Here is a 23,667-nt window from a genome sequence, read left to right on the forward strand (position 1 = left end):
GCGTAGCGCCATCCGGCATATATCAAACGCATCTTGTAGGCCGGATAAGGCGTCAGCCGCCATCCGGCAAACAGCGGACAGATTATTCGATCTTCTTCCCTTCCATCAGTCGCTGAACCAGCGGCAACATGATCAGCTCCATCGCCAGCCCCATTTTGCCGCCCGGCACCACGAGCGTATTGATATGGGAAATAAACGACCCCTGCAACATCGCCAGCAGCCACGGGAAATCAATCCCTTCCAGATTTCTGAAATGAATGACCACAAAACTTTCGTCCAGCGAAGGAATGCCTTTCGCGGCGAAGGGATTGGAGGTGTCAACGGTGGGCACGCGCTGGAAGTTAATGTGGGTGCGGGAAAACTGCGGCGTAATGAAATTAATGTAGTCATCCATTGAGCGGACAACGGAATCCATCACCGCCTCGCGGGAGTGGCCGCGCTCGCTGGTATCACGAATCAGTTTTTGAATCCACTCCAGGTTGACGATCGGCACCACGCCGACCAGCAGATCGACATGACGCGCGACATCATGCTGCGGCGTTACCACGCCGCCGTGCAGCCCTTCGTAAAACAGCACATCGGTGGGTTCCGGCAGCGGCTGCCACGGGGTAAACGTCCCCGGCACCTGATTCCACGGCACGGCCTCATCGTAGGTATGAAGATACTTACGCGCCTGGCCTTTGCCCGTCTGTCCGTATTCAATAAAAGTTTGTTCCAGCAGGCTGAAGTCGTTGGCCTCAGGGCCGAAATAGCTGATATGCCGCCCGGCGTCGCGCGCTTTGCGGATCGCCATGTCCATTTCGGGGCGTGTGTAACGATGAAAACTGTCGCCTTCCACCTCGGCTGCGCGCAGATTTAACTGCGCGAAAATTTTTCGAAACGCGAGGCTGGTGGTCGTGGTCCCCGCGCCGCTGGATCCTGTTACCGCAATCACCGGATGTTTGGCAGACATAACAACTCCATGAATCAACAAAAGTTTTAGTATAGTCGGCCGTCAGCGGCGGATTATTCGCGAAACTGTCCACGCGGCATAATGTTGACCGTCTCGTGCAGTTCAGACCACACCAGAACAGCTTCTCCGCACTGTAGCTGTCGTTTGACGTCGGCGACCTTTTGCTCAAGCGAACGTTCATGTTCACCATAATCGGTGCCTTCACGCAACACAAAGCTTTCGATCAAATTGTCCAGCGTCTCAGAAGACAGCTCTTGCCAGGGAATCATCATGATGACGCCTCCAGATACGTTGTCAGCCAGTCGGGAATCCGCGACTCCAGCCACATTTCCGGGCGACGCAGCGTCCCGCCGATAAATCCAACATGCCCGCCATGCTCGGTGAGCTGATACTCCACCAGCGGCGGCAGATTTTCCGGTTTCGGGATCACATGATGATCCATAAACGGATCGTCTTTCGCGTGGATGATGAGCGTCGGCTTGGCGATCTGGTTGAGCATCGGCATGGCGCTACATTGACGATAATAGTCTATCGCGTCGGCAAAGCCGTGAATTTTCGCAGTGATCAGATCGTCAAATTCACGGAGCCGGCGCACGGATTTGAGTTGCGCCAGATTAATCGGCAGTGTGCCGGGGTATGCCGCCAGCTTGCGCGCGGCGTTGGCCTTCAGCAGATTGAGCAGATAGCGCTGATAAACGCGGGAAAATCCTTTTTCCATATGATAGCTGCACGCTTCCAGCACGAAGGGGGCGGAAACGATGACCGCCGCGTCAATCGGGATCTCGCGGCCTTCTTTCGCCAGCAGACACGCCAGCATATTTCCGCCGAGCGAATAGCCGACGGCGGCGGTGGGGACGGCGCCAAACTCTCGCTGTAGCCAGTGTAAAAACCAGGTGCCGTCTTCCGTTTCGCCGGAGTGATAAATGCGGTTCAGCCGGTTCGGTTCACCGCTACAGCCGCGAAAGTGCATGACCACGCCCAGCCAGCCGCGCTTTTGCGCCGCTTCAATCAGCCCGTGAGCGTACGGGCTGTTCAGGCTGCCTTCCAGGCCGTGAAAAACCACCAGACGCGGTTTGTGCTTCGCGTGCTGTGGATCTTCACTCCAGGCCAGATCGATAAAATCGCCGTCCGGTAATTCCAGACGTTGCCAGTGCGCATCGAACTTCACCTTGCGGCGGATGAGCCGCGGCAGCATGGTTTGCAGGTGGCGGTTGCGGATACCGCGCATTGGCACGAACTCCGCACTATCGTGACCGGTGATATCAAGGTCGGGGGAGGTTATTTGAGTCATAAATTATGCGATGTTTTTTTAAATCTGCCGCCTACTATACCGTCACTTTCCCCCGGTGTTTATGAAAATGAGGCAAGGGGAGCGGATTTACACCTTCCTGACGCTGATCTTAATCACAATTCATTACTCAAATTATTACTCTCAGGCTAATGATTCCTCTCTACGCTTAATTGATGACTTTCTCACCAGGGCGCACACTCTTTCCAGTGTTAAGCAATCAAAATGATTAGCTGAATCAGGAGGTTAATAATGTTATCTGGGCAAACGCCAGCACGAGTCTGGAACACGCGCCGCACCGAGAAGCAGCGGCGTCTGGCTTCTGTTCCGGTGCAGGGCAAGGTGCTGCCAACCGCAGACCTGACCGCAATGCTGGAAAAACTGATCGCGCCGGGTGACCGCGTGGTATTAGAAGGGAATAACCAGAAGCAGGCAGATTTCCTGTCCCGCATGCTGGCGGAGGTCAACCCGCAGATAGTGCATGACCTGCATATGATCATGCCAAGCGTTGGGCGCAGCGAGCATCTCGATATCTTCGAAAAGGGTATCGCCCGCAAGCTGGACTTCTCTTTTTCCGGTACCCAAAGTCTGCGCATCTCGCAACTGCTGGAAGATGGCCTGCTGGAAATTGGCGCCATCCACACCTACATCGAACTTTATTCCCGTCTTTACGTCGACCTGGCGCCAAACGTGGCGCTGATTGCCGGTTACAAAGCTGACCGCAAAGGCAACCTCTACACCGGGCCGAGTACCGAAGATACCCCGGCGCTGGTGGAAGCCGCCGCATTCCACGATGGCATCGTTATCGCACAGGTGAATGAGCTGGTGGACGACGAGTGCGACTTGCCGCGCGTCGATATTCCGGGCTCGTGGATCGACTACGTGGTGGTTGCCGACAAACCGTTCTTTATCGAACCGCTGTTCACTCGCGACCCGCGCCTGATCAAACAGGAACATATCCTGATGGCGATGATGGCCATTAAAGGCATCTACGCAGAGCACCAGGTGCAGTCGCTGAACCACGGTATCGGCTTCAACACCGCCGCTATTGAACTGCTGCTGCCCACCTGGGGCGAGCAACTCGGTCTGCGCGGAAAAATCTGTAAACACTGGACGCTGAACCCGCATCCGACGCTGATCCCGGCGATTGAAAGCGGCTGGGTGGAAAGCGTGCACTGCTTCGGCGGCGAGCTGGGGATGGAGGAGTACATCCGCGCCCGTCCTGACGTGTTCTTTACCGGCGCCGATGGCTCCATGCGTTCTAACCGCGCCTTCTGTCAGCTGGCGGGTCAGTACGCGGTCGATATGTTTATCGGCTCCACGTTGCAGGTTGATGGCCTGGCTAACTCCTCAACGGTGACTCGCGGTCGTCTGTCCGGCTTCGGCGGCGCGCCAAACATGGGCCACGACCCGCACGGTCGCCGTCACGCTACCCCGGCCTGGCTGAACATGATCACCGAACCTGACCCCATGCAGCGCGGTAAAAAACTGGTGGTGCAGATGGTGGAAACTTTCCAGGCGGGCGTGAAACCGACCTTCGTGGAAAAACTGGATGCGGTTGATGTAGCGAAAGCCTCCGGTATGCCGCTGGCGCCGGTGATGATCTACGGCGACGACGTGACCCACGTTCTGACCGAAGAAGGTATCGCTTATCTCTACCGGGCGGAAAGTCTGGAAGAGCGTCGCGCGATGGTTGCGGCGGTGGCTGGTATTACCGACATCGGTCTGGGTGTAGACGCCCGGCGCGTCGCCGAACTGCGTCAGAGCGGCAAGGTGGTTTACCCGGAAGATATGGGCATTCGTCGTACCGACGCCACCCGTTCTCTGCTGGCGGCCGGTAGCGTTGCCGACCTGGTGGAATGGTCCGGGGGGCTCTACAACCCACCTGCGAAATTTCGGAGCTGGTAATGAAACTTCTGCCCCGGATTCAGGTTGAAGGCGGTGCCGAATGGCTGGCGCGAACCGCCACGCAGTGTCTGATCGACGAAGCACGATTAAGCCCGAAGCCCGGTCTGGTGGACAGTCGGGGGAACGGCGCGCACCACGATTTATCGCTTGCGCTGATGGAGCGCTCGGCGCACAGCCTGACCTCCACGTTTCAGGCGCTGGCGCAACAAAGCTGGCGGCGTCCGGCTGATATTGCGCTCAGACAAACCATAGGGCGACTCGGTCGCGAAGGCGAGCAGCAGATGATGGCGGCAACGGGCGGCGTGAACACCCACCGTGGCGCGATTTGGGCGCTGGGGCTGTTGGTGAGCGCCGTGGCGATGCACGGCGGCGCGGGCAGGGCGCAGCAGGTGACGGCAACCGCCGCTGAACTGGCAAAACTGCCGGATGACGCCGCGCCGAAAGTCTTCAGTAAAGGGCTGCGCGCCACCCATCGTTATCGCGTACCGGGCGCCAGAGAAGAGGCACAGCAGGCGTTTCCACACATTATGCAGCATGCGCTGCCGCAGCTTCGGCTAAGCCGACAGAACGGCAGCAGCGAAATGCACGCCCGGCTGGATGCGCTGATGGCCATCATGACCTCGCTGACCGACACCTGCGTACTTTCTCGCGCCGGGATGGAGGGGCTGGATGCCATGCAGCACGGCGCGCGCGCCGTTCTCCATGCGGGCGGCAGCGCGCACCCGGCAGGGGAGCAGGCGCTGGCCCGTTTAGACCGTCAGATGTTGGCGCTGAACGCCTCGCCGGGCGGCGCGGCGGACTTGCTCGCCGCCACCCTGTTTCTCGATCGCGTCGAAACGTCTTATTCAAAGCATTAAGAGGATGTTATGGAAAAAATCACATTGACCGTGCCAGCCAGCCGCGCGTTACGCGGCAGGGCGCTGGCAGGGGTTGTCGGCTCCGGGGATATGGAGGTGTTATTCACCGCTGACCAGGGCCAGACGTTAACCATTGATATCACCACTTCCGTCGATAACAGTCGCAGTCGCTGGGAAGCGCTGTTTACCCGTCTGCAAACGGTCAGCAGCCTGCCGGCAGGCAAACTGACCATCCACGACTTCGGCGCGACGCCGGGCGTAGCGCGCATTCGTATCGAACAGGTATTTGAAGAGGTGAGCTATGCGTGATGACCGCAGTTTTATCGAATTAAAAGCGCGTCAGCGCGCCCATGCGCTGCTGGATGAAGGCAGCTACCGCGAACTGCTCGACCCGTTTGAAGGCGTGATGTCGCCGTGGCTGGGCGCGCAGGGCATCGTGCCGCAGGCCGATGACGGCATGGTCGTGGCGAAAGGCTCTATTAACGGCAAACCGGCGGTGGTTGTGGCGATTGAGGGCGCATTCCAGGGCGGCAGCATGGGCGAAGTGTCCGGCGCTAAAATGGCGGCGGCGCTGGAGCTGGCGGCGGAAGATAACCGTAACGGCATTCCGACGCAGGCGGTGTTGAGCCTGGAAACCGGCGGCGTGCGTTTGCAGGAAGCCAACCTCGGCCTGGCGGCGATTGCCGACATCCACGCGGCGATTGTTGACCTGCGTCGTTATACCCCGGTGGTCGGCATTGTGGCCGGGACTGTCGGCTGCTTCGGCGGGATGTCTATCGCCGCTGCGCTGTGTAGCTATCTGATTGTCACCCGCGAAGCGCGTCTGGGCCTGAACGGCCCGCAGGTTATCGAACAGGAAGCCGGGATTGAAGAGTATGACTCCCGTGACCGCCCGTTTATCTGGAGCATGACCGGTGGCGAAGTGCGCTATCAAAGCGGGCTGGTGGATGCGCTGGTTGGCGATGGTATCAATGCGGTGAAAGCGGCGATGAACGATGCGCTGGCGAAAGGCGTTCCGGCAAAACACCGCACCGATAACTACGACGATTATCTGAACCGTCTGAGCCATTTCGACACCCGCAAACAGGCCGATTCAGAACAGATTAACGCGCTCTTTGCCCGGGAGGTGAAATGATGAGTAACGCAATAAGTCGTGGCGAGTTATGGCTGCAAGCCCTCGTACCGAACGCCAGACGGCTCGAAGGGCTGTGCCCCTCCGTGCAGGCCGCAGACGGTGAGCTGAACGGTGAAACGGCGCGCTTTATCGCGGTAGTGCCGGATGCTAACAACCATTACCCACGCGCCGCAAAAGGCGAGGTTGGTCTGCTGGAAGGCTGGACGCTTGCAAAAGTGGTTAGCGAAACCGTGGCTGCCGATGCTGATAACGCTGTTAAGCGCCCGATCGTGGCGGTGATTGATGTGCCCAGCCAGGCCTACGGTCGCCGTGAAGAGGGATTTGGTATTCACCAGGCGCTGGCCGGTGCGGCAGCGGCGTATGCCAATGCGCGTCTGGCAGGGCATCCGGTGATTGGCCTTATCGTCGGCAAGGCGATGTCCGGCGCGTTTCTGGCGCACGGTTATCAGGCCAACCGTCTGATTGCCTTCAACGACAAAGGCGTGCTGATCCACGCGATGGGCAAAGAGTCTGCGGCACGTATCACCCTGCGTACCGTCGAGTCGCTGGAAAAACTGGCGGCCACTATTCCGCCGATGGCGTACGACATCAGTAACTACGCCACGCTGGGACTGCTCTCCAGTCTGCTGGATATCAGTAATCCAGATGCTCCTTCGGCAAACGATCTGACGTTGGTGACGGCCACTCTGCAACAGGCCATCAGCGATGCTCGTCAGGAGCCGACGCTGAAAAACCGTCTGGGTGCCGACAATCGTCGTAGTTCTGCTCTTGTACGCGAACGCATGCGGGCGAGCTGGTAAGTAAAAGAGACCTGCCAGATGCATAACCCCACGGGCGCGCCCGTTGCGTCCGTGAGGCGACCTGCATCCTGAAAATAATAATCATCGCGTCCGTGCTAACTCTTTTATTCATTACAGGTGATTTATGACTTACGTGATTGTTCATGCACTTGCACCGATTTTTGTCATCATGTTGCTGGGGTTCTGGGCCGGGAAGGCCAAAATGGTTGATAACAAGAATGTTTCCCTGCTCAACATTTTCGTCATGGATTTTGCACTCCCCGCTGCGCTGTTTAGCGCCACGGTACAAACGCCCTGGACGGGTATTGTCGCGCAGTCGCCGCTGATTCTGGTGCTGACGCTGGCGATGTGGATCACCTACGCCGCTATCTATTTTCTGGCAACGAAGGTATTTAAAAAATCACCGCAGGATGCGGCCGTGCTGACCCTGACCGTCGCTCTGCCAAACTACGCCGCGCTTGGCCTGCCGATTCTCGGTAGCGTGCTGGGCGAAGGGCCGTCAACGTCGCTCTCCGTCGCGGTTTCCATCGCCTGCGGTTCCGTGCTGATGACGCCGTTCTGCCTGCTGATTCTGGAGCGTGAGAAAGCGCGTGCGGAAGGCGGCAACTCGGGTTCTACCCTGTCGATGCTGCCGGTGCTGATGTGGCGTTCAATCAAGAAACCGATCGTGATGGGGCCGCTGCTGGGGGTTATTCTCTCCGCTGTCGGTATCAAGATGCCGGAGCTGGTGCTGGCGGCGATCAAACCGCTGGGCCTGGCCGCCACTGCGGCGGCGCTGTTCCTGACCGGGGTGATCCTTTCTGCGCGTAAGTTGCAGATCAACACGATGGTTATTACCTCCACCATTGCCAAGCTGCTGATTCAACCGGCGATTGCCTGGGGGATCGTGCTGATTTTCGGCCTGCATGGCTCGGTGGCGATCACCGCTATCCTGATGATTGCGCTGTCTGCCGGTTTCTTCGGCGTGGTGTTCGGTAATCGCTTCGGCGTGCAGTCGCCGGATGCAGAGGCCGTGCTGCTGTTAAGCTCGGTCCTGTGTATCCTGTCGCTGCCGTTGTTTATCTCGCTGACTTCAGGACTCTAAAGCATGAACACAACATTACGCCCCCACGATCTTATCTGGCTTAACGCGCGGAACGCGCTGGAAGGTGTCACGGAATCCTGGGTGGATGACGTCTGGCATACCCGCCTGCCGGTGGTGGTACGGCGTGATGTTGATGCGCAGGGGCGTATTCCCGTCGGCGTTCGCGGCATAAAGCGCGACCAGCGCGCGGCGGGCTGGGCTCAACCGGACGCCATTACCCGCGTCTGTACGCCGGAATCGCTGGTTGACCCACAGATGCTGCTGCGCTCGCCCTTTATCTCGCAGCCACCGGTTCAGGTGGCGTTATTACTGACGCAACAGGCATGGCCGTGGACGTGGGGGATTACCGGCAGTACCGGCTACGCGCTGGCGACCGGGCTCCCGGTGATCCACGCCGCAAGCGATCTGGATTTGCTGATTCGCGCCCGGCAGCCGCTCTCTCGCGAGCTGCTGGAGAAATGGCGGCAGCAACTGACGGGCGGGCTTTGCCGTGCGGATACCCAGGTGGAAACGCCGCACGGCGCGTTTGCGCTGAACGAATGGCTGCGCGATGGCAAAGCGCTGTTAAAAACGTCGCAGGGGCCGCGGCTGGTCAGCGACCCGTGGCGCAGGGAGGAGTAAATGAAAATCCTGTTTACCTTTCCGGGGCAGGGGACGCAGCATGCAGGTATGCTGCAAAACCTTCCGGGAACGGAGTTAGCGCTGGCGCGCGAGGTGCTGGGGGCGGAGGCGAATACGCTTGATACCCCGGACGCGCTGCAACACACCCGGGCGGTACAGCTTGCTTTGCTGATTGCCGGGGTGGCGTGGGCGCGCGAGCTGGAACGTCGCGGCGTTGCGCCGGATATTGTCAGCGGCCTGTCCATCGGCGCGTATCCAGCGGCGGTGATCGCCGGAGCGCTGGAGTTTACCGACGCGCTGACGCTGGCGGCTCTGCGCGGTGATTTGATGGAGCAGGCGTATCCGCACGGTTACGGCCTGACGGCGATTATGGGGCTGACCTTGCCGCAGGTGGAGTCGCTGGTTGCAGGCAGTGGAACCTTTATCGCTAACCTGAATGCGGAAACCCAGATTGTGATTGCCGGTAGCGATGAGGCGATGGCGGATGTTGCGAAGCGGGCGCTGGATAAAGGCGCGAGTAAAGCCCACCGTCTGGCGGTGAGCGTGCCGTCGCACTGCGCTCTGCTGGCGGAGCCGGCGCAGCGGCTGGTGGAGGCGTTCCGTCATGTGACGCTCTCCCGTCCGCGCTGTGCATACCTCAGCGGTAGCACCGGGCGCGTGCTGTGGCAGCCGGAACGTATTGCTGACGACCTGGCGATGAACATGGCGCGGACGGTGCGCTGGCAGGACGCGGCGATCTCCGCCAACGAGCGCGAGGCGCGGCTGGCGATTGAAATGCCGCCCGGCGGCGTGTTGACCTGCTTAACGCGACAGGCGGAGTGGGAAGGTGAGTCTGTTTCGCTGGAGCGCAGCGGGGTGGATGTCGCGGTGCATCTGGCAAAACGGCTTAGAGGCTAGTGCGGTTGCCCGATGGCGCTGCGCTTATCGGGCCTACGGCTCGCACCCGTTGTAGTTGTAGGCCGGATAAGGCGCGCAGCGTCGCCATCCGGCGATCAGGCGCCCGGATTAAGGCTACGCGCGTACATGCGCCCTTCGGCGGCCAGCGCCAGCAGATTAGGGTCGCGCTCGCGGTTGCGGGCGAAGACAATGGCGATGAGCTGCTGCATCTGGTACGGCTGCGACAACTTCAGCAACTGTACGGACTTCTCGTACATCTTCTTCATGCGTCCCGGCATCAGAGTGAAACCGACGCCTGCCTGCACCAGACTAAGCATCGAGAAGATGTCGTTCACACGGGTGACAATCTCTGGTTCAAACCCGGCAATATGAAAGGCTTCCTGGAAGCCCGCATAGGTGGCAAAGCCTTCCGCCAGTGAGACAAACTTCTGATCCCGGTAATCACGCAGATCGGCGGGCGAGGAGGTGTCAAGTGTTGCCGTCGCCGGTGCGGCGAGATAAATATCGTCATGAAACAGCGGCAGCACTTCCAGACTGTTGCGATCGATAGCGCTTTCCGAAATGGAGATCAGGATCGCATCCAGCATCCCGTCTTCCAGCATTCTCAGCAGCGCTTCGTTGGAGCCCATCGTCAGATCCAGTTCGAGATCCGGTCGGCGCAGTTTCATCCCCATGATCAGATGCGGGACGGTTTCCAGCGTCAGAGAGTAGAGCGTACCTACGCGCAGACGCCCCTGGCCGATCCCTGCCGTTTTGCGCGCCTCTTCCAGCCCGCGCGCCATCAACTGGCTGACCTCCTGGCAATACTCCAGCAGCGTCCATGCAGCCGGTTGCGGGATCAGATTACGTCCTTTATGCACGAACAGCGGACAGCGAACATTCTCTTCCAGCGTATGCAGTGCGCGATGAACGCTGACCCCGCTGATATCCAGCGCCTCCGCCGTCCGGGCAATATTGCCTTTCTCCATAAACGTCATGAAGATGCTTAACTTGCGAAAGGTGATATCGTTGGTTATCAGCGGATTCATCGTCATATTCCCGAAGTTAGTCGGCCAGCATCTGCTCAAGCTGTTCCTGCGCTTCCAGCCAGGCCATCTCGCACTCTTCCAGCCCGGATTTGGCGCTGGCCTGCTGTTGCAGGCATTCCGTCAGTTCCGCTTTGCGGCTCTGGTCGTACAGTTCGCTGTCGCCCAGTTTTTCTTCCGCTTGCGCCAGTTTCGCGTTCAGCTTCTCCATCTCTTTTTCCAGACGGGCGATCTCTTTACGCAGCGGCTGGGTCTGGGCACGCAGTTCGGCTTCGCGACGCTTCTGATCCTTACGCGCCTGGGCGCTGTTAGCGTTCTCTTTCGGGGCGTCATCAGGCTGGCTTTCCTGTTTCTGCACGTCGCTCAGCCACTGCTGATAGTCTTCCAGATCGCCATCGAACGGCTCGACTTTATGGTCGTGAACCAGATAGAGATCGTCGGTGGTGGAGCGTAGCAGGTGACGGTCGTGCGAGACGACCACCAGCGCGCCTTCAAATTCGATGAGCGCTTCGGTCAGCGCCTGACGCATATCGAGGTCAAGGTGGTTGGTTGGTTCATCAAGCAGCAGCAGATTAGGGCGCTGCCAGACGATCAATGCCAGCACCAGGCGCGCTTTTTCACCACCGGAGAAGCGACGGGTCTCTTCGCTGACCTTATCGCCCTGGAAGCCAAACCCGCCGAGGTAATCGCGCAGCTTCTGCTCCAGTTCCTGCGGCGCCAGCCGCGCCAGATGTTGCAGCGGCGATTCATCCGCTCGCAAATACTCCAGCTGATGCTGAGCGAAGTAACCGAGTTTAATGCCCTTCGCCAGACCGATTTCACCGCTGGCAGGCGCAAGCTCGCCCGCCAACAGCTTGATGAGCGTTGATTTACCGGCGCCGTTGCGCCCCAGCAGGCCGATGCGTGAACCGGGCACCAGATTCAGCTTAATGGAGTCCAGAATGATGCGATCGCCATACCCGGCGCTCACTTTCTCCATTTTCAGCAGCGGGTTGGGTAGGCTTTCCGGCGCGCGGAAGCTGAAGTGGAACGGGTTATCGACATGCGCGGGGGCGATAAGCTCCATACGCTCCAGCATTTTGATACGGCTCTGCGCCTGCTTCGCTTTTGTTGCTTTGGCGCGGAAACGGTCGATATAACTTTGCAGATGCGCTACGCGCTCCTGCTGGCTATCGTACATCGCCTGCTGCTGGGCCAACCGGGTCGCGCGCTGCACTTCAAATGCGCTGTAGTTGCCGGTGTATTCGAACAGGGTTTGCTGTTCGATATGAATGATTTTGTCTACCACCGGATCGAGGAAGTCGCGGTCGTGCGAAATCAGAATCAGAGTGCCCTGATAGCTCTTCAGCCATTTTTCCAGCCAGATAACGGCATCAAGATCGAGGTGGTTAGTCGGTTCATCGAGCAGCAGCAGGTCAGAACGGCAAATCAGCGCCTGGGCCAGGTTAAGGCGCATGCGCCAGCCACCGGAGAAGTCGCTGACCGGACGTTCAAGCTGTTCGTTGCTAAAACCGAGGCCGTGGAGCAGGCTGGCGGCGCGTGAGCGCACGGTCCAGGCGTCGATGGCGTCGAGCTTGCCGTGTACGGTGGCGATGGCGTGCCCGTCGTTACGTTCGTTGGCGTCGTGCAACTGCGCTTCCAACTGGCGGTATTCGCGGTCGCCATCAATCACGTACTCCAGCGCAGGCTGCGCAAGCGCGGGTGTTTCCTGATTCACCCACGCCAGCTGCCAGTTACCGGGAAAGGTCACGCCGCCTGCATCGGCGCTGATTTCATTTTTCAGCAATGCCAGCAGGGTAGATTTACCGCAGCCATTCTTACCCACCAGGCCGACCTTCTGTCCCGGGTTGATGGTGGCGGTGGCATTGTCCAGCAAGACGCGCACGCCGCGACGAATTTGTAACGAGGAGAAAACAATCATAAGGCGCCGTATGTTCAGACTATGTTAATTTATCATTATGATAATGTAATATGCGGGCATTCTGCCGCGCCGGAGCGCAATGGTAGCCCAAAACAATAACGATACACAAAATAACCGGGAGGGGGATGATGTCCCAGCCAGCAAAGGTACTGCTGCTGTATGCCCATCCAGAATCTCAGGACTCGGTCGCGAACCGGGTGCTGCTTAAACCGGCCATGCAACTCAGTAATGTGACGGTGCACGATCTCTACGCGCACTACCCTGATTTTTTTATCGATATCGCGCATGAGCAGGCGCTATTGCGTGAACATGACGTGATTGTTTTCCAGCATCCGCTGTATACCTATAGCTGTCCGGCGCTGCTTAAAGAGTGGTTAGACCGCGTGCTCAGCCGTGGTTTCGCCAGTGGCCCAGGGGGGAACCAACTGGCGGGAAAGTACTGGCGGAGCGTGATTACCACCGGCGAGCCGGAAAGCGCGTATCGCTACGATGCGCTGAACCGCTATCCGATGACCGATGTGCTGCGGCCATTTGAGCTGACGGCGGCGATGTGCCGGATGCACTGGATGAGTCCGATTATTATCTACTGGGCCAGGCGACAAAGTGAGCAGGAACTGGCCAGCCACGCGAAAGCCTACGGCGAATGGCTGGCAAACCCTGTTCTGGCGGGAGGTCGCTAATGGAAGGTTCTGATTTATTGACGGCGGGGGTGATGTTCCTCTTCGCGGCGGTCGCTGCGGTGCCACTGGCATCGCGGCTGGGTATTGGCGCGGTTCTGGGATATTTGCTGGCAGGGATTGCGATTGGCCCCTGGGGGCTGGGATTTATCAGCGACGTTGATGAAATCCTCCACTTTTCTGAGCTGGGCGTTGTCTTTCTGATGTTTATCATCGGCCTGGAACTCAACCCTTCCAAACTCTGGCAACTGCGTCGCTCTATCTTTGGCGTCGGGGCGGCCCAGGTGATGCTGAGCGCTGTCGTGCTGGCCGGGCTGCTGATGCTTACCGATTTCTCGTGGCAGGCGGCGGTGATCGGCGGGATTGGTCTGGCGATGTCATCGACCGCGATGGCGCTGCAACTGATGCGGGAAAAGGGGATGAACCGCAGCGAATCCGGCCAGTTGGGTTTTTCGGTGCTGCTGTTTCAGGATCTGGCGGTGATCCCCGCGTTGGCGCTGGTGCCGCTGCTGGCTGGCTCGGCAGATGAACATTTTGACTGGATTAAGGTCGGCATGAAGGTGCTGGCCTTTGCCGGGATGCTGATTGGCGGTCGCTATTTGCTGCGCCCGGTGTTCCGTTTTATCGCCGATTCCGGCGTGCGCGAGGTGTTTACCGCCGCCACTCTGTTGCTGGTGCTGGGGTCTGCTTTATTTATGGATGCGCTGGGGCTGTCGATGGCGCTCGGTACGTTTATCGCAGGCGTGCTGCTGGCGGAAAGCGAATACCGTCATGAGCTGGAAACGGCCATCGATCCGTTCAAAGGGCTGCTGCTGGGGTTGTTTTTTATCTCCGTGGGGATGTCGTTAAACCTTGGCGTGCTCTATACCCACCTGCTGTGGGTGGCGGTGAGCGTCGTCGTGCTGGTGGCGGTGAAAACGCTGGTGCTTTATCTGCTGGCGCGTCTGTACGGGATTCGGAGTTCGGAGCGGATGCAGTTTGCGGGCGTGCTGAGTCAGGGGGGCGAGTTCGCGTTTGTGCTCTTTTCCACCGCCTCGTCCCAGCGGCTGTTTCAGGGCGACCAGATGTCGCTGCTGCTGGTCACCGTAACGCTGTCGATGATGACCACGCCGCTGCTGATGAAGCTCGTCGATAAATGGCTCTCCAGACAGCTTAACGGCCCGGAAGAGGAAGATGAAAAGCCCTGGGTGGATGATGATAAACCGCAGGTGATTGTCGTGGGATTCGGGCGTTTTGGTCAGGTAATTGGCCGTTTGTTGATGGCGAATAAAATGCGCATCACCGTACTGGAGCGCGATATCAGCGCCGTTAACCTGATGCGAAAATACGGCTACAAAGTGTATTACGGCGATGCGACTCAGGTGGAGCTACTGCGTTCGGCAGGAGCGGAAGCGGCGGAGTCTATCGTCATTACCTGTAATGAACCGGAAGACACCATGAAGCTGGTGGAGATATGCCGGCAGCATTTCCCGCATTTGCATATTCTTGCGCGAGCGCGCGGACGTGTGGAAGCGCATGAGTTATTACAGGCGGGTGTCACGCAGTTTTCCCGCGAGACGTTTTCCAGCGCGCTGGAGCTGGGGCGTAAGACGCTGGTGTCGTTAGGGATGCACCCACACCAGGCGCAGCGTGCGCAACTGCATTTCCGTCGGCTGGATATGCGTATGCTACGGGAGCTTATTCCGATGCATACCGACATGGTGCAAATTTCTCGTGCCAGAGAGGCCAGACGCGAACTGGAGGAGATTTTCCAGCGAGAGATGCAGCAAGAGCGGCGCCAGTTGGATGGCTGGGATGAGTTTGAGTAGAGGGTAGGTATGGCGATTCGTAAACGTTTTATTGCAGGGGCGACGTGTCCGGCCTGCCAGGCGCAGGATTCAATGGCGATGTGGCGCGAAAATAATGTCGATATTGTTGAGTGTGTTAAGTGCGGTCATCAGATGCGTGAAGCCGATAAAGCGGCCCGCGAGCACGTTCGCAAAGAAGAGCAAGTGATCGGGATTTTTCATCCAGACTAGCGATATGCCGCAGGTTTTTTTAAGCTAGTGGGTACACGGGTGCAGAATTCCGCTACAATCTGCGCCACTATTCTTCCCATGCTCAGGAGATATCATGAAAGTAGCAAAAGACCTGGTGGTTAGCCTGGCCTATCAGGTACGTACAGAAGACGGTGTGTTGGTTGATGAGTCTCCGGTGAGTGCGCCGCTGGACTATCTGCATGGTCACGGTTCCCTGATCTCTGGCCTGGAAACAGCGCTGGAAGGTCACGACGTTGGCGACAAATTCGATGTGGCTGTTGGCGCGAACGACGCTTACGGTCAGTATGACGAAAACCTGGTGCAGCGCGTGCCTAAAGACGTCTTCATGGGCGTTGACGAGTTGCAGGTTGGCATGCGTTTCCTGGCGGAAACTGACCAGGGCCCGGTACCGGTAGAAATTACCGAAGTGGAAGACGACCACGTTGTGGTTGACGGTAACCACATGCTGGCTGGCCAGAACCTGAAATTTAACGTGGAAGTTGTGGCGATCCGCGAAGCGACCGAAGAAGAACTGGCTCATGGCCACGTTCACGGCGCGCACGGTCACGACCACGACCACGGTCACGACGGTTGCTGCGGCGGCCACGGCCACGATCATGACCACGGTCATGAACATGGCAAAGGTGGTTGCGGCGGTAACGGCGGCTGCGGTTGCCATTAATCGTCTGTAATGCCTGATGGCGTTGCGCTTATCAGGGCTACAGTAGGCCGGATAAGCGCAACGCCATCGGCACAAAAAAGCGGGAATATCCCGCTTTTTTTACGTCTCAATAATGCGGTGGCGGCGTCTCTTCGGCCTGCGAGGCGATATTCGACGGTTGGCTGGCTTTAAGCTTCTCCGTCAGCAGGCGCAGATGATCGCGCAGTTTCGCCATCTCCATCTCGTGCGCGGTCACCGTTACGTTGAGTTCTTCAATGGTGACCTCCTGAAACGCCAGACGGCTCTCCAGTTCAGCCAGGCGAGCTTCCATCGTTATATCTTGCATGATTCACCTCTCTTGTTGTCTCCGGCACTTCTTGGGTCGCGGCGGATTCTACTGAACTTTATCGGATTACACAGCACTCATTCGCCCTCTACGAAACTAATTTAAACAAAAAGAGTCTGAAAAGGGGTGATAATAGGGCGTGTCCGTATGTTGATTTGTTCTACAACGTTTTATAGTACGCTTCTCATGTAAGTTAACCCTGGGGTGAGATGCCCCGGCCCTGGAGATATGGATGAAATCACTGTTTAAAGTAACGCTGCTGGCGACCACGATGGCCGTTGCTCTGCATGCACCGCTCACTTTCGCTGCGGACGCCGCGAAACCAGCTGCAACTGCTGACAGCAAAGCCGCGTTCAAGAATGACGACCAGAAATCTGCTTATGCGCTGGGCGCTTCGCTGGGTCGTTACATGGAAAACTCCCTGAAGGAACAAGAAAAACTGGGGATCAAACTGGATAAAGATCAGCTGATCGCGGGTGTCCAGGATGCATTTGCAGACAAGAGCAAACTGTCTGACCAGGAAATCGAGCAGACCTTGCAGGCATTTGAAGCGCGCGTGAAGACCTCCGCTCAGGCGAAGATGGAAAAAGACGCCGCTGATAACGAAGCGAAAGGTAAAGCGTTCCGCGAGAAATTTGCTAAAGAGAAAGGGGCGAAAACCTCTTCAACAGGTCTGGTTTATAAAGTAGAGAAAGCCGGTACTGGCGAAGCGCCAAAAGACAGCGACACCGTTGTGGTTAACTACAAAGGTACGCTGATCGACGGTAAAGAGTTCGATAACTCCTACACCCGTGGCGAACCGCTCTCTTTCCGTCTGGACGGCGTGATCCCGGGCTGGACTGAAGGCCTGAAGAACATTAAGAAAGGCGGTAAGATCCAGATGGTTATCCCACCGGATCTGGCCTACGGTAAAACGGGCGTTCCGGGTATTCCGGCTAACTCCACGCTGGTATTCGATGTAGAGCTGCTGGACATCAAACCGGCGCCGAAAGCCGATGCGAAACCAGACGCAGCGGCCGACGCCAAATCGGCAGATGCTGCTAAAAAATAAAAACTGAGAACCGCCGCCTGTCATGGCGGCGGTTTTTTTATTGCAGGCCGGATATAATTAATACTGGAAAGCGGAACCCCCGCTGTATTAATTTAATCATCCGCGTAAATAATGAGCCTGCCCTGAAAACATAACGACAGGCTCCTGAAAAGGAGTGTTTTTTTTCATGACCAGGTCGCTTTTAACCAACGAAACCAGTGAGCTTGACTTACTGGATCAACGTCCTTTCGATCAAACCGACTTTGATATTCTGAAATCCTACGAAGCGGTGGTGGACGGGTTAGCGATGCTCATTGGTTCCCATTGTGAAATCGTATTGCACTCTTTGCAGGATTTGAAATGCTCAGCCATTCGCATTGCCAACGGTGAACACACGGGGCGCAAAATTGGCTCGCCGATCACTGACCTTGCATTGCGCATGCTGCATGATATGACGGGTGCGGATAGCAGCGTATCGAAGTGTTACTTCACACGCGCGAAAAGCGGTGTCCTGATGAAGTCAGTGACGATTGCCATTCGCAACCGCGAGCATCGCGTAATTGGTCTGCTGTGCATCAACATGAACCTTGATGTGCCGTTCTCGCAGATTATGAATACCTTTATTCCGCCGGAAACGCCGGAAGTGGGTTCCGCCGTGAACTTTGCCTCCTCGGTGGAGGATCTGGTCACTCAGACGCTGGAATTCACCATTGAAGAGGTGAACGCCGATCGCAATGTCTCTAATAACGCGAAGAATCGTCAGATTGTGCTGAATCTGTATGAGAAGGGGATCTTCGATATTAAAGATGCGATTAACCAGGTGGCTGACCGCCTGAACATCTCCAAACATACGGTCTACCTCTATATTCGTCAGTTCAAAAGTGGCGACTTCCAGGGGCAAGATAAGTAATGCGTTTTGCCATTGTGGTGACGGGGCCAGCGTACGGAACGCAGCAAGCGAGCAGCGCGTTGCAGTTTGCGCATGCCTTAGTTAACGAAGGGCATGAGTTGAGCAGCGTCTTTTTCTACCGGGAAGGCGTGTATAACGCCAACCAGTTGACCTCTCCGGCCAGCGATGAATTCGACCTGGTGCGCGCATGGCAGCAGTTGGGCGCGCAGCATGGCGTCGCGTTGAATATCTGCGTTGCGGCGGCGCTGCGTCGCGGCATTGTGGATGAGACCGAAGCAAAAAGGCTGGCGCTGGCATCAGCCAACTTACAGCCAGGGTTTTCGTTGAGCGGGCTTGGCGCGCTGGCGGAAGCCTCCCTGACCTGCGATCGCGTGGTGCAGTTTTGATGAAACGTATTGCTTTTGTATTTTCCACCACGCCGCATGGCAGCGCGTCGGGCCGCGAAGGACTGGATGCGTTACTGGCGACGTCGGCGCTGACGGAAGAGACTGGCGTCTTTTTTATCGGCGATGGCGTTTTTCAGATTCTTTCGGGACAAACGCCTGACGTCGTGCTGGCGCGGGATTACATCGCCACCTTCAAACTGCTGGGGCTGTACGATATCGAGCAATGCTGGCTGTGCGCCGCTTCGTTGCGTGAGCGCGGTCTGGAGACGGGGGCGAGTTTCATTGTGGATGCGACGCCGCTTGAACCTGAAGCGTTGCGCGGTGAACTGGACAATTATGATGTTATTCTGAGGTTCTGACGTGACTATCCTGCATACATTACATCGTTCCGCATGGCTCAGTGACGTTTCCGCGCTTCTTCGCGTGTGCAAAGAAGGCGATGCGCTTTTATTGCTACAGGATGGCGTTACGGCGGCCATCGAAGGTAGCCGTTTCCTTGAAAGTTTGCGTAACGCCCCCATAACGGTTTACGCACTGAAAGAAGATATCGATGCTCGCGGTTTGAGCGGTCAAATTTCAGACAGTGTCGTCAGGGTTGACTATACTGACTTCGTCAGACTTGCGGTTAAGCATCCCAGCCAGATGGCCTGGTGATTGTGGGATCGTTGTATATTTCTTGACACCTTTTCGACACCGCCCTAAAATTCGGCGTCCTCATATTGTGTGAGGCCGTTTTATTACGTGTTTACGAAGCAAAAGCTAAAACCAGGAGCTATTTAATGGCAACAGTTAACCAGCTGGTACGCAAACCACGTGCTCGCAAAGTTGCGAAAAGCAACGTGCCTGCGCTGGAAGCATGCCCGCAAAAACGTGGCGTATGTACTCGTGTATATACTACCACCCCTAAAAAACCGAACTCCGCGCTGCGTAAAGTATGCCGTGTTCGTCTGACTAACGGTTTTGAAGTGACTTCCTACATCGGTGGTGAAGGTCACAACCTGCAGGAGCACTCCGTGATCCTGATCCGTGGCGGTCGTGTAAAAGACCTCCCGGGTGTTCGTTACCACACCGTACGTGGTGCGCTTGACTGCTCCGGCGTTAAAGACCGTAAGCAAGCTCGCTCCAAGTATGGCGTGAAGCGTCCTAAGGCTTAATGGTTCTCCGTTAAGTAAGGCCAAACGTTTTAACTTAAATGTCAAACTAAACTCGTAGAGTTTTGGACAATCCTGAATTAACAACGGAGTATTTCCATGCCACGTCGTCGCGTCATTGGTCAGCGTAAAATTCTTCCGGATCCGAAGTTCGGATCAGAACTGCTGGCTAAATTTGTAAATATCCTGATGGTAGATGGTAAAAAATCTACTGCCGAAACTATCGTATACAGCGCGCTGGAGACCCTGGCTCAGCGTTCTGGTAAATCTGAACTGGAAGCTTTCGAAGTAGCTCTCGAAAACGTGCGCCCGACTGTCGAAGTTAAGTCTCGCCGCGTTGGTGGTTCTACTTATCAGGTACCAGTTGAAGTCCGTCCGGTTCGTCGTAATGCTCTGGCAATGCGTTGGATCGTTGAAGCTGCTCGTAAACGCGGTGATAAATCCATGGCTCTGCGCCTGGCGAACGAACTCACTGATGCTGCAGACAACAAAGGTACTGCAGTTAAGAAACGTGAAGACGTTCACCGTATGGCAGAAGCCAACAAGGCGTTCGCACACTACCGTTGGTAATCCCTTCGGAATTTTAGTCACCAGGCGGGCGCTTCCAGCAAGCAGCCCGCTTTGGGCTACTTAAATTGAACGCCTAGAAGATAAAACGAGGAATCAAATGGCTCGTACAACACCCATCGCACGCTACCGTAACATCGGTATCAGTGCGCACATCGACGCCGGTAAAACCACTACTACCGAACGTATTCTGTTCTACACCGGTGTAAACCATAAAATCGGTGAAGTTCATGACGGCGCAGCTACCATGGACTGGATGGAGCAGGAGCAGGAGCGTGGTATTACCATCACCTCCGCAGCGACTACTGCATTCTGGTCTGGTATGGCTAAGCAGTATGAACCGCATCGCGTAAACATCATCGACACCCCGGGGCACGTTGACTTCACTATCGAAGTAGAACGTTCCATGCGTGTTCTTGATGGTGCAGTAATGGTTTACTGCGCAGTTGGTGGTGTTCAGCCGCAGTCTGAAACCGTATGGCGTCAGGCAAACAAATATAAAGTTCCGCGCATTGCGTTCGTTAACAAAATGGACCGTATGGGTGCGAACTTCCTGAAAGTTGTTGGTCAGATCAAAAGCCGTCTGGGCGCGAACCCTGTTCCGCTGCAACTGGCGATTGGCGCTGAAGAAGCGTTCACCGGTGTTGTTGACCTGGTGAAAATGAAAGCCATCAACTGGAACGAAGCAGATGCAGGCGTTACCTTCACTTACGAAGATATCCCGGCTGACATGCAGGAACTGGCTGAAGAATGGCACCAGAACCTGATCGAGTCTGCTGCGGAAGCTTCTGAAGAGCTGATGGAAAAATACCTGGGTGGCGAAGAACTGACTGAAGAAGAGATCAAAAAAGCTCTGCGTCAGCGTGTTCTGAGCAACGAAATCATCCTGGTAACCTGTGGTTCTGCATTTAAGAACAAAGGTGTTCAGGCGATGCTGGATGCGGTAATTGATTACCTGCCATCCCCGGTTGACGTACCTGCGATCAACGGTATCCTGGACGACGGTAAAGATACGCCGGCTGAGCGTCATGCTAGCGATGATGAGCCTTTCTCTGCACTGGCATTCAAAATCGCTACCGACCCGTTCGTGGGTAACCTGACCTTCTTCCGTGTGTACTCTGGTGTGGTTAACTCTGGTGATACCGTACTGAACTCCGTGAAATCTGCACGTGAGCGTTTCGGTCGTATCGTTCAGATGCACGCTAACAAACGTGAAGAGATCAAAGAAGTTCGCGCGGGCGACATCGCTGCTGCTATCGGTCTGAAAGACGTAACTACGGGTGACACCCTGTGTGATCCGGACGCGCCGATCATTCTGGAACGTATGGAATTCCCTGAGCCGGTAATCTCCATCGCAGTAGAACCGAAAACCAAAGCTGACCAGGAAAAAATGGGTCTGGCTCTGGGCCGTCTGGCTAAAGAAGACCCGTCTTTCCGCGTATGGACTGACGAAGAATCTAACCAGACCATTATCGCCGGTATGGGTGAGCTGCACCTCGACATCATCGTTGACCGTATGAAGCGTGAATTCAACGTTGAAGCGAACGTCGGTAAACCTCAGGTTGCTTACCGCGAAGCGATTCGCTCGAAAGTTACCGATATCGAAGGTAAACACGCCAAGCAGTCTGGTGGTCGCGGTCAGTACGGTCATGTTGTTATCGACATGTACCCGCTGGAGCCGGGTTCCAACCCGAAAGGCTACGAGTTCATCAACGACATCAAGGGTGGTGTAATCCCTGGCGAATACATCCCGGCCGTTGATAAAGGTATCCAGGAGCAGCTGAAAGCAGGCCCGCTGGCTGGCTATCCGGTTGTTGACATCGGTATCCGTCTGCACTTCGGTTCTTACCATGACGTTGACTCCTCTGAACTGGCGTTTAAACTGGCTGCGTCTATTGCCTTTAAAGAAGGCTTTAAGAAAGCGAAACCTGTTCTGCTTGAGCCGATCATGAAGGTTGAGGTAGAAACGCCGGAAGAGAACACCGGTGACGTAATTGGTGACTTGAGCCGTCGTCGCGGTATGCTGCGCGGTCAGGAATCCGAAGTTACTGGCGTTAAGATCCACGCTGAAGTACCGCTGTCTGAAATGTTCGGATATGCAACTCAGCTGCGTTCTCTGACCAAAGGTCGCGCATCATACACTATGGAATTCCTGAAGTATGATGATGCACCGAGCAACGTTGCTCAGGCCGTTATTGAAGCCCGTGGTAAATAATCCACAGGATTAAAACCTAAGTCCCGTGCTCTCTCCTGAAGGGGAGAGCACTATAGTAAGGAATATAGCCGTGTCTAAAGAAAAATTTGAACGTACAAAACCGCACGTTAACGTCGGCACCATCGGCCACGTTGACCATGGTAAAACTACTCTGACTGCTGCAATCACTACCGTACTGGCTAAAACCTACGGCGGTGCTGCTCGTGCATTCGACCAGATCGATAACGCGCCGGAAGAAAAAGCTCGTGGTATCACCATCAACACTTCTCACGTTGAATACGACACCCCGACTCGCCACTACGCGCACGTAGACTGCCCGGGCCACGCCGACTATGTTAAAAACATGATCACCGGTGCTGCGCAGATGGACGGTGCGATCCTGGTTGTTGCTGCGACTGACGGCCCGATGCCGCAGACCCGTGAGCACATCCTGCTGGGTCGTCAGGTAGGCGTTCCGTACATCATCGTGTTCCTGAACAAATGCGACATGGTTGATGACGAAGAGCTGCTGGAACTGGTTGAGATGGAAGTGCGTGAACTGCTGTCTCAGTACGATTTCCCGGGCGACGACACGCCGATCGTTCGTGGTTCTGCTCTGAAAGCGCTGGAAGGCGACGCAGAGTGGGAAGCGAAAATCATCGAACTGGCTGGCTACCTGGATTCCTACATCCCGGAACCAGAGCGTGCGATTGACAAGCCGTTCCTGCTGCCGATCGAAGACGTATTCTCCATCTCCGGTCGTGGTACCGTTGTTACCGGTCGTGTAGAGCGCGGTATCATCAAAGTGGGCGAAGAAGTTGAAATCGTTGGTATCAAAGAGACTGCGAAGTCTACCTGTACTGGCGTTGAAATGTTCCGCAAACTGCTGGACGAAGGCCGTGCTGGTGAGAACGTAGGTGTTCTGCTGCGTGGTATCAAACGTGAAGAAATCGAACGTGGTCAGGTACTGGCTAAGCCGGGTTCCATCAAGCCGCACACCAAGTTCGAATCTGAAGTTTATATCCTGTCCAAAGACGAAGGCGGCCGTCATACTCCGTTCTTCAAAGGCTACCGTCCGCAGTTCTACTTCCGTACAACTGACGTGACTGGCACCATCGAACTGCCGGAAGGCGTAGAGATGGTAATGCCGGGCGACAACATCAAAATGGTTGTTACCCTGATCCACCCGATCGCGATGGACGACGGTCTGCGTTTCGCAATCCGTGAAGGCGGCCGTAC

General features: G+C 56.4%; 27 protein-coding genes. 21 read left to right on the plus strand and 6 right to left on the minus strand.

Annotation, left to right across the window (positions count from 1 at the left end):
- Positions 1 to 82: 82 nt before the first annotated feature.
- Genes OGV67_RS20370 through OGV67_RS20380 form a run of 3 tightly spaced genes read right to left on the minus strand, consistent with a single transcriptional unit; the run spans position 83 to position 2,243 of the window.
- Positions 83 to 952 carry a phosphoribulokinase gene (locus tag OGV67_RS20370; RefSeq protein WP_012135460.1) on the minus strand — a complete coding sequence of 290 codons (870 nt, stop codon included), beginning with the start codon at positions 950 to 952 and terminating at the stop codon, positions 83 to 85.
- A 53-nt stretch (positions 953 to 1,005) separates the two neighbouring features.
- The gene (locus tag OGV67_RS20375; RefSeq protein WP_047460774.1) at positions 1,006 to 1,224 is read right to left on the minus strand and encodes a YheU family protein; all 219 of its coding nucleotides are present in this window, start codon (positions 1,222 to 1,224) and stop codon (positions 1,006 to 1,008) included.
- Positions 1,221 to 2,243: a hydrolase gene (locus OGV67_RS20380; protein WP_012135458.1), complete on the minus strand. Its 1,023-nt coding sequence runs from the start codon at positions 2,241 to 2,243 to the stop codon at positions 1,221 to 1,223. The genes OGV67_RS20375 and OGV67_RS20380 overlap by 4 nt, the downstream gene beginning before the upstream one ends.
- Before the next feature lie 249 nt (positions 2,244 to 2,492).
- Between OGV67_RS20380 and mdcA the strand changes: the two genes are divergently transcribed.
- The 8 genes from mdcA to mdcH all read left to right on the plus strand — a co-directional run bounded on the left by mdcA (position 2,493) and on the right by mdcH (position 9,542).
- Positions 2,493 to 4,148 (plus strand): malonate decarboxylase subunit alpha, encoded by a 1,656-nt coding sequence (gene mdcA, locus OGV67_RS20385; RefSeq protein WP_047460778.1) that lies wholly within the window; start codon positions 2,493 to 2,495, stop codon positions 4,146 to 4,148.
- Complete coding sequence (locus OGV67_RS20390) at positions 4,148 to 5,005, plus strand: triphosphoribosyl-dephospho-CoA synthase (RefSeq protein ID WP_104868106.1); 858 nt, start codon at positions 4,148 to 4,150, stop codon at positions 5,003 to 5,005. The genes mdcA and OGV67_RS20390 overlap by 1 nt, the downstream gene beginning before the upstream one ends.
- 9 nt (positions 5,006 to 5,014) lie before the next feature.
- Entirely contained in the window at positions 5,015 to 5,314 is a 300-nt protein-coding gene (gene mdcC / locus OGV67_RS20395) for a malonate decarboxylase acyl carrier protein (protein WP_047460783.1), read from the plus strand.
- Positions 5,307 to 6,140, plus strand: coding sequence for a biotin-independent malonate decarboxylase subunit beta (locus OGV67_RS20400; protein WP_071259389.1), 834 nt, complete (start codon positions 5,307 to 5,309; stop codon positions 6,138 to 6,140). The genes mdcC and OGV67_RS20400 overlap by 8 nt, the downstream gene beginning before the upstream one ends.
- A complete protein-coding gene (mdcE, locus tag OGV67_RS20405; protein ID WP_071259392.1) occupies positions 6,140 to 6,940 on the plus strand; it encodes a biotin-independent malonate decarboxylase subunit gamma in 801 nt (266 codons plus the stop codon). The genes OGV67_RS20400 and mdcE overlap by 1 nt, the downstream gene beginning before the upstream one ends.
- A gap of 124 nt (positions 6,941 to 7,064) precedes the next feature.
- On the plus strand, positions 7,065 to 8,024 hold the full coding sequence (locus OGV67_RS20410; RefSeq protein WP_071259395.1) for an AEC family transporter: 960 nt from the start codon (positions 7,065 to 7,067) through the stop codon (positions 8,022 to 8,024).
- A 3-nt stretch (positions 8,025 to 8,027) separates the two neighbouring features.
- Positions 8,028 to 8,645 (plus strand): malonate decarboxylase holo-ACP synthase, encoded by a 618-nt coding sequence (locus tag OGV67_RS20415; RefSeq protein WP_115614364.1) that lies wholly within the window; start codon positions 8,028 to 8,030, stop codon positions 8,643 to 8,645.
- On the plus strand, positions 8,646 to 9,542 hold the full coding sequence (mdcH, locus tag OGV67_RS20420) for a malonate decarboxylase subunit epsilon (protein WP_115614365.1): 897 nt from the start codon (positions 8,646 to 8,648) through the stop codon (positions 9,540 to 9,542). It begins immediately after the preceding gene.
- 95 nt (positions 9,543 to 9,637) lie between these two features.
- Here mdcH and OGV67_RS20425 read toward each other — a convergent pair whose 3' ends face one another.
- Together OGV67_RS20425 and OGV67_RS20430 are read right to left on the minus strand one after the other, a co-directional pair.
- Positions 9,638 to 10,570 (minus strand): LysR family transcriptional regulator, encoded by a 933-nt coding sequence (locus OGV67_RS20425; protein WP_286466011.1) that lies wholly within the window; start codon positions 10,568 to 10,570, stop codon positions 9,638 to 9,640.
- A gap of 16 nt (positions 10,571 to 10,586) precedes the next feature.
- Positions 10,587 to 12,488 (minus strand): ABC transporter ATP-binding protein, encoded by a 1,902-nt coding sequence (locus OGV67_RS20430; protein WP_115614366.1) that lies wholly within the window; start codon positions 12,486 to 12,488, stop codon positions 10,587 to 10,589.
- A gap of 128 nt (positions 12,489 to 12,616) precedes the next feature.
- Between OGV67_RS20430 and kefG the strand changes: the two genes are divergently transcribed.
- The 4 genes from kefG to slyD all read left to right on the plus strand — a co-directional run bounded on the left by kefG (position 12,617) and on the right by slyD (position 15,865).
- The gene (gene kefG, locus OGV67_RS20435) at positions 12,617 to 13,168 is read left to right on the plus strand and encodes a glutathione-regulated potassium-efflux system ancillary protein KefG (protein ID WP_024131006.1); all 552 of its coding nucleotides are present in this window, start codon (positions 12,617 to 12,619) and stop codon (positions 13,166 to 13,168) included.
- Entirely contained in the window at positions 13,168 to 14,973 is a 1,806-nt protein-coding gene (gene kefB, locus OGV67_RS20440) for a glutathione-regulated potassium-efflux system protein KefB (RefSeq protein ID WP_047460805.1), read from the plus strand. The genes kefG and kefB overlap by 1 nt, the downstream gene beginning before the upstream one ends.
- 9 nt (positions 14,974 to 14,982) lie before the next feature.
- Positions 14,983 to 15,183, plus strand: a complete 201-nt coding sequence (locus tag OGV67_RS20445) for a YheV family putative zinc ribbon protein (protein WP_047460809.1) — start codon at positions 14,983 to 14,985, stop codon at positions 15,181 to 15,183.
- A gap of 94 nt (positions 15,184 to 15,277) precedes the next feature.
- Complete coding sequence (slyD, locus tag OGV67_RS20450) at positions 15,278 to 15,865, plus strand: peptidylprolyl isomerase (protein WP_012135442.1); 588 nt, start codon at positions 15,278 to 15,280, stop codon at positions 15,863 to 15,865.
- A 106-nt stretch (positions 15,866 to 15,971) separates the two neighbouring features.
- On the opposite strand, the gene OGV67_RS20455 is transcribed toward slyD, so the two are convergent.
- On the minus strand, positions 15,972 to 16,190 hold the full coding sequence (locus OGV67_RS20455) for a protein SlyX (RefSeq protein ID WP_115614367.1): 219 nt from the start codon (positions 16,188 to 16,190) through the stop codon (positions 15,972 to 15,974).
- A 232-nt stretch (positions 16,191 to 16,422) separates the two neighbouring features.
- Here OGV67_RS20455 and fkpA point away from each other — a divergent pair, with 232 nt between their 5' ends.
- The 9 genes from fkpA to tuf all read left to right on the plus strand — a co-directional run.
- The gene (fkpA, locus tag OGV67_RS20460; RefSeq protein WP_047460812.1) at positions 16,423 to 17,241 is read left to right on the plus strand and encodes an FKBP-type peptidyl-prolyl cis-trans isomerase; all 819 of its coding nucleotides are present in this window, start codon (positions 16,423 to 16,425) and stop codon (positions 17,239 to 17,241) included.
- A gap of 166 nt (positions 17,242 to 17,407) precedes the next feature.
- Complete coding sequence (locus OGV67_RS20465; RefSeq protein WP_012135439.1) at positions 17,408 to 18,130, plus strand: helix-turn-helix transcriptional regulator; 723 nt, start codon at positions 17,408 to 17,410, stop codon at positions 18,128 to 18,130.
- Positions 18,130 to 18,516 (plus strand): sulfurtransferase complex subunit TusD, encoded by a 387-nt coding sequence (gene tusD / locus OGV67_RS20470; RefSeq protein ID WP_012135438.1) that lies wholly within the window; start codon positions 18,130 to 18,132, stop codon positions 18,514 to 18,516. The genes OGV67_RS20465 and tusD overlap by 1 nt, the downstream gene beginning before the upstream one ends.
- Complete coding sequence (gene tusC, locus OGV67_RS20475) at positions 18,516 to 18,875, plus strand: sulfurtransferase complex subunit TusC (RefSeq protein ID WP_012135437.1); 360 nt, start codon at positions 18,516 to 18,518, stop codon at positions 18,873 to 18,875. The genes tusD and tusC overlap by 1 nt, the downstream gene beginning before the upstream one ends.
- 7 nt (positions 18,876 to 18,882) lie before the next feature.
- Positions 18,883 to 19,170: a sulfurtransferase complex subunit TusB gene (gene tusB / locus OGV67_RS20480; protein ID WP_024131005.1), complete on the plus strand. Its 288-nt coding sequence runs from the start codon at positions 18,883 to 18,885 to the stop codon at positions 19,168 to 19,170.
- A 125-nt stretch (positions 19,171 to 19,295) separates the two neighbouring features.
- Complete coding sequence (gene rpsL, locus OGV67_RS20485) at positions 19,296 to 19,670, plus strand: 30S ribosomal protein S12 (protein WP_000246815.1); 375 nt, start codon at positions 19,296 to 19,298, stop codon at positions 19,668 to 19,670.
- A gap of 96 nt (positions 19,671 to 19,766) precedes the next feature.
- On the plus strand, positions 19,767 to 20,237 hold the full coding sequence (rpsG, locus tag OGV67_RS20490) for a 30S ribosomal protein S7 (RefSeq protein WP_002920113.1): 471 nt from the start codon (positions 19,767 to 19,769) through the stop codon (positions 20,235 to 20,237).
- A 97-nt stretch (positions 20,238 to 20,334) separates the two neighbouring features.
- Positions 20,335 to 22,449 (plus strand): elongation factor G, encoded by a 2,115-nt coding sequence (gene fusA / locus OGV67_RS20495; protein ID WP_012135435.1) that lies wholly within the window; start codon positions 20,335 to 20,337, stop codon positions 22,447 to 22,449.
- A gap of 70 nt (positions 22,450 to 22,519) precedes the next feature.
- Positions 22,520 to 23,667, plus strand: a 1,148-nt coding sequence (gene tuf / locus OGV67_RS20500; RefSeq protein ID WP_286450954.1) for an elongation factor Tu, incomplete at its 3' end; no start/stop codon positions are given.

The sequence above is a fragment of the Citrobacter sp. CK188 genome (assembly GCF_030333525.1).
GTDB lineage: Bacteria > Pseudomonadota > Gammaproteobacteria > Enterobacterales > Enterobacteriaceae > Citrobacter_B > Citrobacter_B koseri.